At 50.7% G+C, this 17,488-nt stretch carries 12 protein-coding genes and 1 pseudogene; 4 read left to right on the top strand and 9 right to left on the bottom strand.

Translation table 11 applies throughout. From position 1 onward, the window contains the following. A pseudogene (locus IFO68_RS12105) lies at positions 1-482 on the bottom strand (transposase); the annotation flags it as partial. A gap of 61 nt (positions 483-543) precedes the next feature. On the opposite strand from IFO68_RS12105, the gene IFO68_RS12110 reads away from it, so the two are divergent. Beyond that, the gene (locus tag IFO68_RS12110) at positions 544-942 is read left to right on the top strand and encodes a hypothetical protein (RefSeq protein ID WP_192016310.1); all 399 of its coding nucleotides are present in this window, start codon (positions 544-546) and stop codon (positions 940-942) included. Between the two features lie 84 nt (positions 943-1,026). Here IFO68_RS12110 and IFO68_RS12115 read toward each other — a convergent pair whose 3' ends face one another. Both IFO68_RS12115 and IFO68_RS21860 read right to left on the bottom strand, forming a co-directional pair. Beyond that, positions 1,027-1,440 carry a hypothetical protein gene (locus IFO68_RS12115; RefSeq protein WP_192016116.1) on the bottom strand — a complete coding sequence of 138 codons (414 nt, stop codon included), beginning with the start codon at positions 1,438-1,440 and terminating at the stop codon, positions 1,027-1,029. A 15-nt stretch (positions 1,441-1,455) separates the two neighbouring features. After that, positions 1,456-3,225 carry a hypothetical protein gene (locus IFO68_RS21860; protein ID WP_225445202.1) on the bottom strand — a complete coding sequence of 590 codons (1,770 nt, stop codon included), beginning with the start codon at positions 3,223-3,225 and terminating at the stop codon, positions 1,456-1,458. On the opposite strand from IFO68_RS21860, the gene IFO68_RS12125 reads away from it, so the two are divergent. Next, positions 3,217-3,591, top strand: a complete 375-nt coding sequence (locus IFO68_RS12125; protein ID WP_192016311.1) for a hypothetical protein — start codon at positions 3,217-3,219, stop codon at positions 3,589-3,591. The two genes, IFO68_RS21860 and IFO68_RS12125, sit on opposite strands and share 9 nt — an antisense overlap. Before the next feature lie 22 nt (positions 3,592-3,613). Here IFO68_RS12125 and IFO68_RS12130 read toward each other — a convergent pair whose 3' ends face one another. Beyond that, positions 3,614-3,856 (bottom strand): hypothetical protein, encoded by a 243-nt coding sequence (locus IFO68_RS12130; protein WP_161457005.1) that lies wholly within the window; start codon positions 3,854-3,856, stop codon positions 3,614-3,616. A gap of 14 nt (positions 3,857-3,870) precedes the next feature. Further along, the gene (locus IFO68_RS12135; protein WP_192016117.1) at positions 3,871-5,220 is read right to left on the bottom strand and encodes a hypothetical protein; all 1,350 of its coding nucleotides are present in this window, start codon (positions 5,218-5,220) and stop codon (positions 3,871-3,873) included. On the opposite strand from IFO68_RS12135, the gene IFO68_RS12140 reads away from it, so the two are divergent. After that, positions 5,206-5,784 (top strand): hypothetical protein, encoded by a 579-nt coding sequence (locus IFO68_RS12140; protein WP_192016118.1) that lies wholly within the window; start codon positions 5,206-5,208, stop codon positions 5,782-5,784. The two genes, IFO68_RS12135 and IFO68_RS12140, sit on opposite strands and share 15 nt — an antisense overlap. Here IFO68_RS12140 and IFO68_RS12145 read toward each other — a convergent pair. Continuing rightward, complete coding sequence (locus tag IFO68_RS12145) at positions 5,771-6,154, bottom strand: hypothetical protein (protein ID WP_192016119.1); 384 nt, start codon at positions 6,152-6,154, stop codon at positions 5,771-5,773. The genes IFO68_RS12140 and IFO68_RS12145 overlap by 14 nt on opposite strands. A 2-nt stretch (positions 6,155-6,156) precedes the next feature. After that, positions 6,157-7,488 carry an HNH endonuclease gene (locus IFO68_RS22065; protein WP_336510275.1) on the bottom strand — a complete coding sequence of 444 codons (1,332 nt, stop codon included), beginning with the start codon at positions 7,486-7,488 and terminating at the stop codon, positions 6,157-6,159. Here IFO68_RS22065 and IFO68_RS12155 point away from each other — a divergent pair. Then, complete coding sequence (locus IFO68_RS12155) at positions 7,468-8,058, top strand: hypothetical protein (protein WP_192016312.1); 591 nt, start codon at positions 7,468-7,470, stop codon at positions 8,056-8,058. The genes IFO68_RS22065 and IFO68_RS12155 overlap by 21 nt on opposite strands. A gap of 44 nt (positions 8,059-8,102) precedes the next feature. Here the strand turns inward: IFO68_RS12155 and IFO68_RS12160 are convergent, their stop codons facing one another. Then, positions 8,103-8,543 carry an immunity protein YezG family protein gene (locus IFO68_RS12160; RefSeq protein WP_192016120.1) on the bottom strand — a complete coding sequence of 147 codons (441 nt, stop codon included), beginning with the start codon at positions 8,541-8,543 and terminating at the stop codon, positions 8,103-8,105. 4 nt (positions 8,544-8,547) lie between these two features. Next, positions 8,548-17,487: a two-partner secretion domain-containing protein gene (locus IFO68_RS12165; RefSeq protein WP_192016121.1), complete on the bottom strand. Its 8,940-nt coding sequence runs from the start codon at positions 17,485-17,487 to the stop codon at positions 8,548-8,550. Position 17,488: the final 1 nt, after the last annotated feature.

The raw sequence follows: 17,488 nt of genomic DNA on the forward strand, positions 1-17,488 counted from the left end.
TCCCGCAGAGCCATTACTGATGCGGTACGCGGCTTTAACTTCGCTACATAACTCGACGAAATCAGAATTAATCGCCTTGGGGCGGCCAGACCAATATTTGTAACTGCTTCGATGGATGCTGAATACATCACAAAGTGTAGAAACACTGTGGCTCTGCTTGAGTTTCTCGACTAGCGAGAATTGTTCAGCGAGTCGGACATCAAGAGAGCTGTAGCCTTTTTTAATATTTCATTATGTTCTTCGAGGCGAGCCAATTTCTTCTTTAACTCACGGATCTCGATTTGTTCTGGCGTCATCGGAGAAGCTTTAGGTGAAACGCCTTGCCGCTCTTCTTTGAGTTGGCGAACCCACTTATCCATGGTGGATTTACCGACATTCATTGCCTTGGCTGCTTCAGCTACCGAGTAGCCCTGGCCAAGAATCAACTGCGCGGCTTCAAGTTTAAACTCGGGGCTAAATGTTCTTCTGCTAGGTTTTGTCATTGTGTCACCTGTTAACTTCTGAGGTGATGATATCACCTCTAATCAGGTGGCCAAATTAACTATGCCACTACAAATCGATCCCCCCTTGCTGCACGCCAACACTGGTGGTAATGCCTGCCGACTGATCCTGACGGTAGTCGGTGTTGTTGAGATCACTGTAGCTCAGGCTGCCGGTGTTGAGCGTCAGGTTGTTGAGGTCGTTGCCGTTTTCATCGACAGTGGCGATGAGTGCGCCGGTGATGTCGGTGTTGCCCGCGACTTTGATCTCGGCCTTGCCGCCGGAGGTGAGCGTGGTGAGCTGGGTTTAGGTTGTGAGGGATGCGGGGATGCTGAAGGCTTCCGAGAAGTGGACGCACCCGGTACAGAACTGGAATCTGACGTTATCCCAGTTGAGTCTCCACTTCCCGAACAGAATCGATCAATGGGTGGATCTGTGACTTACGCTGACACAGAACTATGAACACCCTCCAGAACTATGAACACCCTCTTTTTAGGAGGTGTAGGAAAAGACACAAAACTTTGAACCAACCTTTACAGAGTTTTTTTATTCTTGATCTATCAACTGACGGTAATTGTTAAACAATACAGAAGCTTCTGAATCCCCTTCGATAAGACGCTCATAAAAGAAGGGATCTTTAGCCCATTCTTTAAATACAAGTGATGATAATACTTCCCTTTCTTCCTGCTCTACTGCTGATAGTTCCCAATACGACGATAAACGATCATCTGATACGTTAAAAAACTCAGCAGCAAACGGTTTAGGATATTCATCATACTCCTCAACGCAGATATAATACCAGGGACTGTTATCCCAAAATATCACGCCATAAACCGTATACTCTTTTCCTATATCAAGTTCTACTTCTCCTTCAGGCATAGAGATATACTTATTTAAACGCTTCAATACGTTTTCATCAGAAAACGAGTTCAAATTATTTACTTTGCATACAACTTTCATAGTCACTTCTTCAAATTAGTAAGTACCCTTCCTAGGGTCAGAAACTCTTTCAATATTATTCAAACCATCAGTACTGTGCTTTTTAAATTTGAAATCCATTAAATGTTCGGTGTTTGGATCACGTACATAGTGAACAACTGAATCATTACCATTCACGGATTTGACTCTCAACTCCATCTTCTCCATTCCTTTGTATTTCGGATCATTCAAGCTCTTGATGATGACATAACCTTGACCTTCCTTAGCTGCTTCCAATGCCATTTGATCTTGAACACTTTTTGGATCTCTACTCCATTTGTCTGCACTATTTGTTACAGCACCCTCACCCACCACTCTACCATCATCCAGCGCCCCGGCACTACCCTGAACATGAGTCTCTGTCTGTGGTTTTGTCCCCGGCTTGCCGGGCCACTTCAACTTGCCTACGTTGATTTTTCCTGACGACACTCCCACAACTAGACCCAGTGAGGCGACCAGCGTTGCGGCCTGTGCTTCAGACAGATTCAGGTTTTCCGCGATTGACGCGATATAATTGTTCATCGCCAGCGTTTCTGCATCGCTTATCCGGTCGGCAGCACCATGCCCAAACTGGTCTTTAATCACCACCGTCTCTGCAACCGGGTAACTGTTTCCCTGCTGCACATAGCTCTCGTGATAGTTTTTCAGAACCGTTTGGGCATAGGTGTTCTGGGCTCCTTCCGCTTCCAGTGCCTGATAGTAAGCCCGCTCATCACTCCCATAAGCGAACTCTGCCGAACACTTGATCATCGCGCAGGCGGCGCTCAGCAGTTCCCGTTGTTTCGCCGGGTCATCCCCGGCCAGTTTGTTCAGGGCATGCTGCTCTTTTTCATTCGGCAAGCGGAAATCCATCTGCCCGCTTTGCCTGTCGTGGTCAAAACGGCTTTGGTTTTGCGCAATCAGCTCGCTGCCCTGGGTACCGTTCTGGGTATTCCAGCCGCCAAATTCGCCATGACCGGCATTGCTGTAGTTGAAGCTCAGGTAATCTTCTGTCGCTTCCCCCATCACTTCGGCATACTGCTCACGGTTCTGCTCATAAGTCTCACCGTCACCCTGATGCCCGCGCTGCGCGTCTATATGGTGCTGGGTTTCATGACCGACTGTGTTGACCGCATCTTCAAGGCGAGAGTGTTCACTGTCGTTGATGTACAGGGTGCCGTTGGCATACGCCCCTTTGGTGACTTGATCACCATAGGTTTCAACCACGGCCAGCAGGGCTTCTGCCGGAGTAATGCCCAGTTCATCTGAGATGTATCCCGACAACGCACCGTAGGCTGCCTGCTTTTGCTCCGGGGTGGCGTGGCTGTCGTTAAGCACAGCGACCAGTGCCGCATTCTCTGGCCCGGTGACAAAGTCTCTGGTGGCGGTGAAGAATTTCTGTTTGTTGTCCTGATGAGCAAAGAAATTCTCTACACCGTTTTCTGCATCACCCAGCAGGCCGATGCTTTCTTTCTGTGCCACATCCATGACAGCATCGACGAAGATGCCATTCCGCTTCACATCCTCGGCAATATTATTGCGGCCTTCTTCCGTCAGCAGGCGGTGGTCGAGGGTGACATCTACATTGCCCTGCTGGCGGTCGACTTCGAACAGGTCGCGGCTGGTAGTGCTGGTATCGCGGTTCAGCGCCGTGAGGTCGCTGTCATCGCTCAGGGTGATCTCGCCCTGCCCCAAGGTTGCGAGGGTCTTGTCTTTGCTGTAGGACGAGGTGTTGGTGTACTGCAGGTTGCTGCTGTTGTAGGTGGAATCGATACCCCCTTGCTGCACACCGACACTGGTGGTGATGCCTGCCGACTGGTGCTGACGGTAGTTGGTGTTGTTGAGATCGCTGTAGCTCAGACTGCCGGTATTGAGCGTCAGGTTGCCGAGATCGTTACCCTCCTCATCGACAGTAGCAATGAGCGCGCCGGTAATATCGGTGTTGCCCGCAACCTTGATATCCGCCGTGCCGCCCGAGGTGAGGGTGGTGAGCTGGGTTTAGGTTTTGAGGGATGCAGGGATGTTGAAGGTTTCCGAGAAGTGGACGCACCCGGTACAGAACTGGAATCTGACGTTATCCCAGTTGAGTATCCACTTCCCGAACAGGGTCGATCAATATGTGGATCTGTGACTTATGCTGACACAGAACTATGAACACCCTCACAGCCTCTAACACTCAGTGCACACCTAACTTTCGACAAATCTCATCAAAGCTCATACTGCTACACTTAATGCAGTAGAAATCATCTTCTGATATTTCTACTTCATCGCTATGCCCCTGAAGCTGGCCAGATATGTAACTAAAATAAAACTTATCGCCTTGTTTTCTTACACTCCATCCCGATCCAAAATATTCGTCATCACTAGATGTAGGTGAAGGTGGATACTCAAATGGCCTCATATCATAGAACTTACTCATATTAAGCTTCCTTATTATTTCAAATTAATTTCTTCAACAGGTGGCTTATGGGAAAAATCCATAACTGCTTCTGGAACACCACCACTAGTATAGCCGCCAGGAACCCATTGACCGTTAGCCCCACCTTCATTCCCTGATGGCATACGAATGTTTTTCATCTCTTCCGGTTTAATAAATACAGCCATTGTATCGCTATCACCAAGGTAACCCATATCTAAGCCGAGTTTTTTCTCTACAATTCTCAGATCACCTTTAGACTCAGATAGCACCCTATCAAATTCAGATTTTGGCAGTACAAAACCACCATCAGGCCCCAAAGAACCATATTTTTTCGTCGCGCTTCGGGATGTAAATCTTACTGCACCCTCATTAAATTTCGAAAGATGTGCGTCAATCTGTTGTTGGCTTAAATAACTAGATGGTTCAGGCCTTGAGCCATTCGGCTTTAATAGTATTTCGTCATATACACGAGTTGAATCCCATCCATCCTTGAAAACAACATCATTATCAATTACATATGAATCGAACTCAATTTTATTGGTAATCGTTGTTCCGTATGGAAGTGATCCAAATTCAAAGTCAGTACCTAATTGCCCTCTTACAACGCCACCCTGACCATCAACTTCCTGTTTTCCAGAATGCACCAAATCTGGTTTGTCGTTATCTCCAAGTCCCGTTTTCCCTGCAACACCCAGTCCAACGCCAATCCCCACTACGGCAAGACCGAACTCTGCACCTTCTTGTAACGACGTTGAAAAGCCTTCTCCCTTCTCATAATCCAGCAGAAATTCATGTGACTTTGTGTCTAGATGGTTAGCAGATGAAGCAATTTCCTTGGCTACATCATGCTGAAACTCTCGGATTTCATCCCCAATGGCAGTGTCGACAACGGCATCTTTTGCGATATCAATCACTGTCTTCACGACCCCGCCCGTCAGCAGACTCATCGCCAGCATCGCTGCTTCTGCTTGCTCTGCGGGCAAGTCCGCGACAAAGTCCTGAGCTTCGTCAAAACCTAACAGTACTTTTTGGAATGACGTACGCTCTAAGGTAACTAAAAGATTTAACTCCTCACCTGTTTGACTATGTTGCTCACTGTTACCGCCTAAACCTTCACCCGTTTCGACTAACTTTCCATTCGTTAATATCGAACCCACAGTGTTATAAAATTCAGGGTTCGTCAGAAGGGCTTTCGCCACTTTAGGGTCAATACCTTGTGCGATTAATGCGTCTAAGGTTTTCTCGGCATTGTCCTGCATCAACGCTGAAATTTGCTGATCGTCTATATCGTATAAAAACCGAGCAACCTGCCGCATGCCAATGGTATTTGCAACACTGCCTATCGCTTCATGAACGGTTTCCACATCCTCGGCAATGTTATTGCGGCCTTCTTCCGTCAGCAGGCGGTGGTCGAGGGTGACATCTACGTTGCCCTGCTGGCGGTCGACTTCGAACAGATCCCGGCTGGTAGTACTGGTATCGCGGTTCAGCGCCGTGAGGTCGCTGTCATCGCTCAGGGTGATTTCGCCCTGCCCCAAGGTTGCGAGGGTCCTGTCTTTGCTGTAGGACGAGGTGTTGGTGTACTGCAGGTTGCTGCTGTTGTAGGTGGAATCGATCCCCCCTTGCTGCACGCCAACACTGGTGGTAATGCCTGCCGACTGATCCTGACGGTAGTCGGTGTTGTTGAGATCACTGTAGCTCAGGCTGCCGGTGTTGAGCGTCAGGTTGTTGAGGTCGTTGCCGTTTTCATCGACAGTGGCAATGAGCGCGCCGGTGATATCGGTGTTACCCGCGACTTTGATCTCGGCCTTGCCGCCCGAGGTGAGCGTGGTGAGCTGGAGTTAGGTATTCCTGAGGTATGTGTTGGATTGGCGGTTAGGAAACCGCCGCTAAATGTCTGTCCTTATTTAATTCTCAGAACTCAATGAAAGGAAATGTTTCACGAAAACGCTTTTCTATGTGAGGGTTTTTTGCCAATTTTCTCAACGCGTCGGTTCGTGATATAGCATCACTGGTAAAATCTGGATTACGTTTGAAACCAAGACCATCAAGTGCATCACCCTCATCACTACTATGTAACCAATACGGAGTAAACCCCATAATTTTCAGTGGTTTGAAGTCAACCTTCTCTTTGAGTTCAATAAGATCCCAAAAATAATTGGGGACCTCTTCTTCATTTTCAACTGCCCAAAAAAGCCATTGCTTAAACTCATCAAAACTGACAATACCTGCAAACAAACAAGATTTAACAAAACCAATATCCTCGCAGTTATCCTTTGTTAGACGCAAACCTGCCATTCTTACTGACCTCCAATCATCGCCTCACCACCAATATGGCCAGTACTTCTGTGAACACTCTCGTCTACAAACTGCATTCGACCAGTATCTTGATGGTGGTGCCAAGTGTAGCCCGGTATTTTTGCATTACCCGACTGAATCGCCTGCAATTGAGATGCATTAAACTGAGATCGTAGCTGTAGATTCACTTCGATAATCTCACGCAAGTCTCTTGTCGCCATTCTCATCTGTGCTTGATAACTAGCACTACCAAAATCAGAGGCCTTGAAGCGAGTATCATAAACTGTGTCATTGTCAAAAATCGGATACCCTCGCTGGTCGAAAACAACACCAGTCACAGGGTGTCGTTGACCCACCATTTGGACATTTTTAGCACTATATGGAGGCACAGTGGTTGAAGTTACATTCCCGCTATAGAAATCCACATAGTTTTGACGCCAAACAAAAGGATCATAGAAGCCACTTGCAGAACCTACAACATCCGGCATCTTACCATCTGTATGTGCTCCTGTACCCCCCTGACCATCAACCTCCTGCTTACCAGAATGCACCAAATCTGGTTTGTCGTTATCTCCAAGTCCCGTTTTCCCTGCAACACCCAGTCCAACGCCAATCCCCACCACGGCAAGACCAAACTCTGCACCTTCTTGTAACGATGTTGAAAAGCCTTCTCCCTTCTCATAATCCAGCAAAAATTCATGTGACTTTGTATCTAGATGATTAGCAGATGAAGCAATTTCCTTGGCTACATCATGCTGAAACTCTCGGATTTCATCCCCAATGGCAGTGTCGACAACGGCATCTTTTGCGATATCAATCACTGTCTTCACGACCCCGCCCGTCAGCAGACTCATCGCCAGCATCGCTGCTTCTGCTTGCTCTGCGGGTAAGTCCGCGACAAAGTCCTGAGCTTCATCAAAACCTAACAGTACTTTTTGGAATGATGTACGCTCTAAGGTAACTAAAAGTTCTAAATCCTCATCCGTTTGGCTATGCAAGCCACTGTTACCGCCTAAGCCTTCACCCGTTTCGACTAACTCTCCATTCGTTAATATCGAACCCACAGTGTTATAAAATTCAGGGTTCGTCAGAAGGGCTTTCGCAACTTTAGGGTCAACACCTTGTGCGATTAATGCGTCTAAAGTTTTCTCGGCATTGTCCTGCATCAACGCTGAAACTTGCTGATCATCAATATCGTATAAAAACTGAGCAACCTGCCGCATGCCGATGGTTGTTGCAACACTGCCTATCGCTTCATTAACGGTTTCCACATCCTCGGCAATATTATTCCACCCTTCTTCCGTCAGCAGGCGGTGATCGAGGGTGACATCCACATTGCCCTGTTGGCGGTCGACCTCAAACAGGTCGCGAGTGGTGCTGTTAGTATCGCGGTTCAGCGCCGTGATATCGCTGTCATCGCTCAGGGTGATCTCGCCCTGCCCCAAGGTTGCGAGGGTCTTGTCTTTGCTGTAGGACGAGGTGTTGGTGTACTGCAGGTTGCTGCTGTTGTAGGTGGAATCGATTCCCCCTTGCTGCACGCCGACACTGGTGGTGAGGCCTGCCGACTGATCCTGACGGTAGTCGGTGTTGTTCAGATCGCGGAAAGTCAGGCTGCCGGTAGTCAGTGCCAGATTACCGAGGTCGTTGCCGTTTCCATCGACAGTGGCAATGAGCGCGCCGGTGATGTCAGTGTTGCCCGCGACTTTGATCTCGGCCTTGCCGCCGGAGGTGAGCGTGGTGAGCTGGGTTTAGGTTGTGAGGGATGCGGGGATGCTGAAGGCTTCCGAGAAGTGGACGCATCCGGTACAGAACTGGAATCTGACGCTATCCCAGTTGAGCCTCCACTTCCCGAACCGGGTCGCTCAATATATGGATCTGTGACTTACGCTGACACAGAATTATGAACACCCTCGGAATTTTTTATCCTTATATTTGTATTAGTAACACTTCATATTTCTTTATACTTTTCAATACATTTTTTCCACTCACCTTCGGGAATATAATAATTCTTTGCTTCCTCTAAAGTTAGGTCACTCACCCTTCTCATAAAAACTCCAGGCCAAGAGTCATCCTGAGGAATATATGAAAATTCCATTTTAAACTTACCTTCCGGAAATAACATGAATTTAAAATGTGTCCAAGGCTCTCTCTTGTAAGGAGGAAGTTTTTGAAGACTAATAGCCAAATTACTTATTTTATCGCATATCTCAATTGGGTGTTCATCAACGTTAAATCGATTCACCTTACCTTGCTTATCAATCCACTCAGGGCCAACCTGACGTGTCTCAGGGTAAACCCTACCTAGGCAGTATATTACTGATGCATGAAGAGGCATTATACTCCATAATGCTTTTCCAATTTCGTTATATATTACTTGATCTTCATTCATTTCATTAATTACCTGTTGGTGTATTTTTTAAATCCATCGGAATCTGAACTACTCCATCGATGGAATAGTTTACTTTAAAACTTTCTGGCCGCTTACTATTACTTGAGTATTTAGGTTCAATATTAACCTTTACTGTTCCTCCATTATCAAGCACGTTTCTCCACTGTGTTTCAAGCCTATACCACTCTCCGCCAGAGCCATTAAGTTTAGCATCCATTGGCACTAAGTTAATGCCTTCACCAGGTCCACCAAACATTGATGCAATCAAGTGACCTCCACAGTCACTCGTTTCTCTACAATCACGACCAGACACTTTTTGCTGATAGTTATTCCTGTCCCACGGCTCAAGATGTAGTTCAGCCTCAACCTCTTTAACTCGACCATTTGCGTCTGTCTTATAACTATAACCATTTTCAAATTCATAGCGTGTATTCGGCTCAGGATTATTTGCTAACTTATTCCAGTCGCCTGTTGTACCACGCTGAAGACTAACATCGTTCCCCCCAACATCACCAGCATGTCCCTCGACATCCTGCTTCGTCAGCGAGATGTCCATTTCCGGTGATCCCGAACTTCCCAAACGTGTCCCCGACACATCCAAATCCGTAGACGGGGCTTTATCCAGATGGGGGGCGGGGGCCGGCAGAGCCAAATCTGGCAGGTCAAAGTCCGCATCCATATGCTGCAGGTGCTCCTGCGCTTTACCCAGTAAAGTTTTGGCTTCTTCGACCCGACCGGCGCTGAACGCTTCTTTGGCTTTCTTCAGCAGATCACCGGCTACCGGTATCAGTCCAAGGCCCGCGACCAGATAGTCAATGCCGCTTTCCGCGTCAACAAAACCCTTCACATCCCCGGCCCCCGGGGTGAATTCCATTAAACCGTCGAACAACGCGTTCAGTTGTGCCTGTTGATTCTGGCGCGCCTCACCGGACGGATCATTCAGCACGGTACGGATGCTTTCCTGCTCCTGCCCAAGGCGAGTGTCGTCCCAGGGTGAGGCCCCTTCATCAAACGAATCCAGCGCGGCCTGTGCCTTCGCTATCTGTGCCCGGCAACCAGGGCTGCTCATGTCCTGGCAAGCCGCCTGAAGCTCTGCATCCCGCATGTGGTCAAGCTGATTGGTCTGATTCAGCTGCTCACAGGTCGCAGAGCCTGCCCCTTGCTGGTTACAACTGGCAAGCAGAGACAGTTTATTCTGCACTTCTTCCTGATTCAGGTAGTACTCGATACTGCCTGCGGGCAATAGCGCTTCGTCCGCCAGATAGTTGGAACTGTTACGACTGATGAGCGCTGACTGATTCCCATAATGGCGGTTGATATCCCCTTCTCTAACCGTTCCCAGCCCGCTGTTTTCCAATACAAAGGCGTAGTTGTCCGCTGAATATCCGCCCATCAGGCTGGCATATTCTTCATTCAGCGTTTTATTGTCCCGGCTGTCTAATCCGCCCTGCGCAACCTGACCATGCGTGACTTCATGACCTAACGTTGTCATGTAGTCCTTCGCATTCTTCATGGTTTCGTCATTGATAACGATTTTGCTGGCACCATTACCATTCATGTAATGTGCCCCGTGCGTCATCTTGGTAACCGCGACAACCAATGCCGAATCAATATTGACGCCATACACTTCGGCATAGGCGGCGGCATACGCGTTAATTGCAGCCTGCTTTTCTGAAGCTGTTGCTGTATCCAGATTATTTAATATGACCGCAAACTTGCCCTCTGCCTGCGATGCAACCAGCTTCTGAACATCCAGGTTTTTCTGAACGTTATCAACATGCTCAAAAGTATCACCGACAGAGACGGAATCTTTGGTGACCACATCAGCAAGCGAGGACAAGCCAAGCTCATTCCGCTTCACATCCTCGGCAATGTTATTGCGGCCTTCTTCCGTCAGCAGGCGGTGGTCGAGGGTGACATCTACATTGCCCTGCTGGCGGTCGACTTCGAACAGGTCGCGGCTGGTAGTGCTGGTATCGCGGTTCAGCGCCATGAGGTCGCTGTCATCGCTCAGGGTGATCTCGCCCTGCCCCAAGGTTGCGAGGGTCTTGTCTTTGCTGTAGGACGAGGTGTTGGTGTACTGCAGGTTGCTGCTGTTGTAGGTGGAATCGATTCCCCCTTGCTGCACGCCGACACTGGTGGTGAGGCCTGCCGACTGATCCTGACGGTAGTCGGTGTTGTTGAGATCGCTGTAACTCAGGCTGCCGGTGTTGAGCGTCAGGTTGTTGAGGTCGTTGCCGTTTCCATCGACAGTGGCAATGAGCGCGCCGGTGATATCGGTGTTACCCGCGACCTTGATATCCGCCGTGCCGCCCGAGGTGAGGGTGGTGAGCTGGGTTTCCGAGCTGATAACACGGCCGCTACTGGCGTTCAGGCCGCCATTACTGCCGGTGGTCTCTCCCTGGCCGCTCAGGCTGACACCGCCGCTGATACCGGCCCCCTGATGGCTTGAGCTGTGGCGATCCTGCACCGAAGCCACACTGAGATCACCGCCAATATCCAGGCTCAGCGACTCAGCAGCATCGACATTGGCACCTTGAATATGGGTATCACCACGGGAATTAATGGTGATGTGACTCCCCGACACCCCGCTGTTCACATACGTGGTCGACTGGCTGCGCTGCTCCGACTGATTCAGGCTGGCGTTGAGACTGCCGCCGGTGCTGCTGCCGTGCACCGTCATCGACGCGCTGATGGTCCCGCTTTCCGTCTGAGACTGGCTCTGCTGTGTTTGCTCAGCGGCCAATACACTGACCGTACCGCCATCCAGCGTCACGCCCTCTTTGGCGGTGAGCGAGCTGCCCTGCACCAGTATCTGCTGATCGGTCTGGGTCCCGGACTTCACTACAATATTCTGACCCGCGAGCGACGACCCGCGTGCGGTTGAGCTGCTGCTCTTGCTGTCGGTCTGGGTGACTGACATGTCAAGATGAAGACCCGCATCGATCCCAAGTGTACTGGTGCTTTGCGCCGCGGCGGCTCCCTGCTTCATCAGCAAGGTGGTTTTCGACGCCACATCCACTGTCGCCAATGTAATGCTGGCAAGATAGAACGCCTCATCGCTTTTGACATCACTGATAATGCCTTGCAGCTCGGCAATATCCGCCGCATTCACACCCGGTTCATGGTTCGCCAGTGCCTGTTCCAGCTCAGACAGCGTCTGCTCAAGGCTGTCGACTTGTTTCTGGTACTGACGGTAATCTTTTTCTGCCTGTTTGAGCTTGTCTGCAGACTCTTTCAGTGCGATCGCCGCTTTGCCCGTTTCCACGGCCTGATGCTGCACCACCAGGCTCAGCTCGGCTTCACCCTGCATGCTGGAAGAGGTGGTCGATTCCGTGTCGAGCACTTCGCGGATCAGCACATTTTCCGCCGCGGTCAGTTCAATGTTACCGTTGCCATCATCATCGGCGTCGGCCAGCACATCAGAGCCTTGGATCACAATGTCTTCGGCGGCGTCCATCAGAACCGTGCCTTTGCCAATGATGGACGCACCGCGATGGGTGGTAGCATCGGTCTTGTTGTCAGCTTTACTGTACTCGGCTTTTGCCAGTGTCAGCTTGGCCTGACCGCCGTCAAAATTCACCGATTCATACGGGTTCACCACTGATTTCAGAGCATCTTCCACGTTAACCGACAGGGATTCCGTGGACGACCAGGTGCTATGGTTTTCTTCCGCCGCCAGCACGGTGACACTGCCAGTATCTGCCGTGAAATTGGCGTCGGCTTCTGCGCTGACATCAGAGCCGATCACAGTCACACTGCCACCGTTGATATTAACAGTGCCGCCGGACGACAGGGCGCTGCCTTTAGCAGTGTTGTGGATTTCGCCCTGCCGTTCAGAATCCATAGAGAACAGATCACCACCTCTGAAGGCGCCGTATTCCTGCTCGAATGTTTCGTGCTGACGGCTTTCCTGTCCGGCCGCAATAATGACCTCATCGACGGCGGTGGCAGTAATATCGCCCTCTGCCTCGACATCACTGGCCACCAGCGTAATCGACTTGCCTGAGGTGATGTCGATGTTATCGCTGCTCATCATGCCGCTGGCATCCAGCAAGGTAGCGGAATCCACCTCGGATTTGTGCGAACCCGACAGGCCGCCAAAGCCTTGTTTAATGGTCTCGTTGCGGCTGTAGCTCTGGTACTGCTGCGCGGTGACGGTCACATCACCATCGGCCGAGGCTTCGATGCCCTCGCCCGCGGTAAAGTTGGAGCCGACAATAGTGATATCGCTGTCGCCGCCTGCGGTCTGGACGCTGCCAAACTTCTGGGCTTTGACGATGATTTTGCCGCCCGCCGATACATCGGCACCGACCACAGTTTCAGTCAGCGATTCCTGAATGGCCGTTTCTTTGCGGCCAAAGGATTTCTTCTCCGTGGTTTGGTCGTAAAGGTATTCGCTGTCGTTAACAGCTTGGAAAGTGATATCGCCTTTCGCCAGCACAACCACGTCACCTTGCGTAGACATCTGGCTGCCGGTTGCCGTGATATCGTTGCCAGACTGAATAAACACGCCATCATTGGCCGCCAGTTGCGTCCCCTGATGCTGCCTGGTGTGACTGACCGACTGACTGTTGTGCGTTTCCTCACGGCTGAAGACTTCATTCACCAGGGTATTGAGCGCAACGTCCCACCCGGCAACCATTGCCAGCTCACCCTCTGCATACATGTCCGATGCGGTGACCGAAATATTTTCTCCGGCATCAAAACTCAGGTTGCCGCCGGAAGATAAACCGGATCCCAGCACAGCAACATCCAGGTGTTCCTGATCGCGGGTTTTGAGGTAATCGCGCTGGGTTTCGGCGGTCACTATGATGTCTTTTTCGGCTTTGACGCTGAGATCGTCACCGGCAGTGACATTGGCAGCAGTGTTTTTAATCGAGCCACCAGCACTCATGGTGATCGTACCGCGTCCGTTAATGCTGGCCGTCTCACCGACTCGGGTATCGGTGTATACCACACCGCTGGCATCATCGGCTGTGGTTACTGCGCCGTTCTGAGTGATGCTGACACGCTCAACCTCAGTGCGGTTGATGATGTCGCCCTTTTCTGTGCTGAGTGCGATATTTTCACCGGCTATCTGGCCGCTGATATTCTGAATATCATTAACGGCGTCCATCTCAATATCGCCACCCGCGGTCATGCTGCCGCCCAGGTTGCTGATATTGTCATCACTAACCAGATGCAGTTTGCCCTTGCTGTCCATCTGGCCGCTGTTGATGATATTGCCGGCTTCTGCATAGACCTCGCTGCCGCTGATCAACGCGCCGCCGCTGAGATTGTCCTTCGTCACTTTCGACAGATAGAGCTTGGGTGCCAGCACCTGCTGGCCGTTCACTTCAACCGGTTCCCACCAGACAATATCCTGCGTCAGCCCGGCGACCTGCTCCGGCGTCAGTGCCACCCCGGCCTGCAGATTCAGGCTGTCTTTCTGCTGGCCTGCACTGTCCAGCAGTTGCTGCATCTGGTCAAGATCCGTGCCGACATCGTCATTGAGGTAACGCTGACCAGTTTGTTCAAAAATGGCGGAGGTGATGGTGCGGGTGTCATAGAAGGCATCCCCCAGCACCTTGAGATCCTTTTGCGGATCGAAGCCTATGCTGTCGAAGAAGTAATCCGATCCCAGAAACTGATCCAGATGGGTCAGCGCCGGATTGGTTTCAATCAGATACTGACTGTCCGGGCCATTGTTATACACGAACAGGCCGTTCGGGCTGGTTGGCAGGCGGAAATCGGGGAACGGAATATTATTGATTGATGTATTCAGTGCAAGGTCAAGCTGATTGCCCGCAGCAGTTTGTACACCCGCTTGTTGCGCCTGTTGTGATGGCTTACCGCTACTCTTGGCACCTGTGTTTGATTTAATTTCTGAGTTGTTCAGCTTGTTTTTAACATTGAGAACGGTTTGACCACCGGATGAAATAGTGGAATTGATAAAACCTTGGTCGAACTTTTGCACATCATGACTGGTGCGTTTGAAAACAAATTCTTTGACTATCCGACTAGTCAAATTACGATGATATGCGTAATCGTAGGCAGCTGTCTCTTTTACACCACCAGTCGCATATCCAATGTTTTTAAGAAAGTCTACTGTAAAATATGAATTGTTAGCAGCACTGATTAGACTGGCATTATTTTCTAAGTTATTTCCTAGAACTGTTAAATTCTTTCCAGCGAGCATCTGAGCAGACGCAGATGCTGTTTTAAGCGTGACCACATCATTTTTAGTAACAAAATCAAGATGTGTTCCCCCGGTAATGACTAAAGTGTACCGAATATTGCTATTACCATTCGCTCCGCTACCACCTTTTGACTCTTTCCATTTATATGTTGGTGCAAACTCAGAACCATTTGCCACAGTGAACTCAGCTTGATTGTAGTGAGGCTCCAGCTGTACCCCTTCGCCTGAGGATTTTTCAATCTCCAGTACTTTCCGCTTATTCACGATGTTTTGAGCTTTCATATCCAGATCAGCACCGGACTGAATTACCCCAGAAATATTCTGCACCGAGCTTGCCATGGCCCCGCTGGCATCTCCGGCAATCACCATGTTGCCGCTGGTTAAAATGTCGGCCTCGGTATTGATCAGGTGGCCTTTGACATAGAAATACCCCTGATCACCGGCATACAGCAGGCCGGTGTTGGTCAGGTTACCGGCCACATTTAAGGTGGTGTCCTGCATCCCCAGCGTCGCGCCCTGATTGGTGAACTGCGTCAGGGTCGCCATCAGGTTGGTCAGTGCCTGTATCGTTCCCTGATTCGTCAGCATACCGGCATTCAGTACAGTGGTATTACCTGAAATCAGGCCGGTGGCCAGATTGGTGAAGGTGCCGCCAACGCTGACGGTCGTCTGTCCCTGAGCCACCAGCTTGCCTTTGTTAGAAAGCTTGCCTCCGGCAGAAATGCTGGCATCCCCACCGGCACTCAGGTTGTGGTTGAGAACCATATCGCCCGTGGCATCGACATCAAGATCGCCGTTTGCCGTCGCCGCCTGATTCAGCGTCAGGGTATCCACACTGATACTCATATCGCCAAGCGATGTCAGATCACCATCGTTGATCAAGGTGCCTGCGTTCAGTTGGCTATTGGCGTCGCTGGATACTCTGCCTTTCTGGGCAAACCAGTCTGCATCGACAAACTGATCACCTACAGCCTGGATCTGTCCCGTATTTGTCAGCTGACCCGATACGCTCAGACGCTGCGCTCCGGCAGCCGCCAGCGTCCCGGCATTGTCAATCTGCTCGACCACAATCTGCTGCTCGGCCTGGGATGTCGTCACACCTGTGCTTTGCTGGCTAAAGGTGCCGGCTGTGATGGATTGTTCGCCCGCAGACTGAATCGCGCCCTGATTAGTGAGCAAACCTGTGACACGCAAGGTTTGCCCGCCAGCCGATACCAGCTTGCCACTGTTATCGATTGTTTCTGCCTCTGCGTTCAGCTGATTGGCAATGAGCTGGCTGTGGTTCTGAATCGTTCCCGCCTGCAGTTCCAGCGTACCGGCATGGGTTGTCCCTGCGCCCTGCAGTGTCAGCGACTGAGGATTGGCGATTATCAGTGTATGCTTAACGGCGATCTGACCCTCATTGGTTAACTGGCTGATCCCCGCCAGACTGGCGTGCTCTGCTGCAATCTGGCTCGGTACATCCAGGCTGAGGGTTTGAGCCACGCTGCTCAGTTCGCCAGACACCTGTATCCTGCTGTCACTCAAACTCACGTCAGCGCCTGTCAAATCCACCCGTCCGCTGAGACTCTCTGAGCCGTCTGCGGCCACACCGGCAATTAACGTGCTGTTTTGCAATCGAATGGCATCCGCCTGAACCCTGATTGTTTGGCTGACGGTTTCTGAATCCTGAAAATTCACTTCAGACCCCGAGAACGACGCACTTTCTGTGGCTGCCACCAGACTGTTCTGATGAATCTGATCACCCGCCGTTGCCTGAAACTGAGCGGCTGAGTTTTCACTGTTCAGAAGCAGATCACCGGTCGCGACATACTCGATGTTCTGTCCGGCCTGCTGCGTGCCTGTGGTCGTCACCGACTGATTCGACTGCACAGTAAGTGACTGCTTACTGCTGACATCCCCTAGGCTGATCTGGCCGTCAGCTGAGAGCTGAATATCACCCACAGTACTGAACAACCTGCCCGTGTTGACGCCGACGCCCTGCTCGGTCGCCACCAGCGAAATTCGTCCGGCATACATGCCGCCCAGCGCCGAAGAATCGATTGCCAGTAAAGGCTTATCTTTCACATCATGCGTGGCTGTGACGTCATTGGTCAGATAATCAATTTGGTTTGGGCCGGTAACGACAGACAGGTTGTTGGCATGAATGTCCGCATTGATTTTTGCCGTGCGGGCCAGAATATCGAAATAGTCCTGCTGCGTGCCATCCAGCCCTTGCCCGGTGACAGTGACATCGCCCTGGCGAATGTCAAAGCCGCTCAGCAAGCCGCTCTGAAACTGAGGTACACCCGTGGTTAATGTGGCGCGCGGGGTATTGAGAAAACCACAGCCGTTACAGGTAATGCCATACGGGTTGGCGACTATGACGTTCGCTTGCTGGCCAAACACTTCGGTATAGCCATTCAACTGGCTGCGGTTGGCCCCGGTGACTTCATTGAGAATGACAGAGGCGGCCTGCCCGTTCAGCTGAGCGTTCCCCTGCAAATAGCCGCCCAGCTGGGATTGCGCCAGTTTTTCGGTTGAGTTGTTGAGGATCAGCCCTTCTTTGCCGACGTTGTATTGCTGGAACTGGTTATGCGATAAACCACTGGCATTGGGGGCGGCAATGTTCACCACAGGCACGCCGTTAGCGGCGGCAGAGATCGTGGTGTTGTTCTTGCTGCTGCTATCGACCTGAATGGTTGCCCAGACAGGCTGAGTCGCCAGCATCCAGCACAAAACGTAAGTCAGTACTTGCGTAAATTTATGATTGCGATGCCGCATG

This window comes from Photobacterium arenosum, from assembly GCF_014841115.1.
Lineage (GTDB): Bacteria > Pseudomonadota > Gammaproteobacteria > Enterobacterales > Vibrionaceae > Photobacterium > Photobacterium arenosum.

What these genes read in the sequence shown, in the direction of transcription:
- IFO68_RS12115 (WP_192016116.1), bottom strand. Translation starts at nt 1,440, where the DNA reads ATGAAAGTTGTATGCAAAGTAAATAATTTGAACTCGTTTTCTGATGAA.
- IFO68_RS12130 (WP_161457005.1), bottom strand. Translation starts at nt 3,856, where the DNA reads ATGAGTAAGTTCTATGATATGAGGCCATTTGAGTATCCACCTTCACCT.
- IFO68_RS12110 (WP_192016310.1), top strand. Translation starts at nt 544, where the DNA reads ATGCCACTACAAATCGATCCCCCCTTGCTGCACGCCAACACTGGTGGT.
- IFO68_RS12145 (WP_192016119.1), bottom strand. Translation starts at nt 6,154, where the DNA reads ATGGCAGGTTTGCGTCTAACAAAGGATAACTGCGAGGATATTGGTTTT.
- IFO68_RS12160 (WP_192016120.1), bottom strand. Translation starts at nt 8,543, where the DNA reads ATGAATGAAGATCAAGTAATATATAACGAAATTGGAAAAGCATTATGG.
- IFO68_RS12165 (WP_192016121.1), bottom strand. Translation starts at nt 17,487, where the DNA reads ATGCGGCATCGCAATCATAAATTTACGCAAGTACTGACTTACGTTTTG.
- IFO68_RS12140 (WP_192016118.1), top strand. Translation starts at nt 5,206, where the DNA reads ATGAACGGTTTCCACATCCTCGGCAATGTTATTGCGGCCTTCTTCCGT.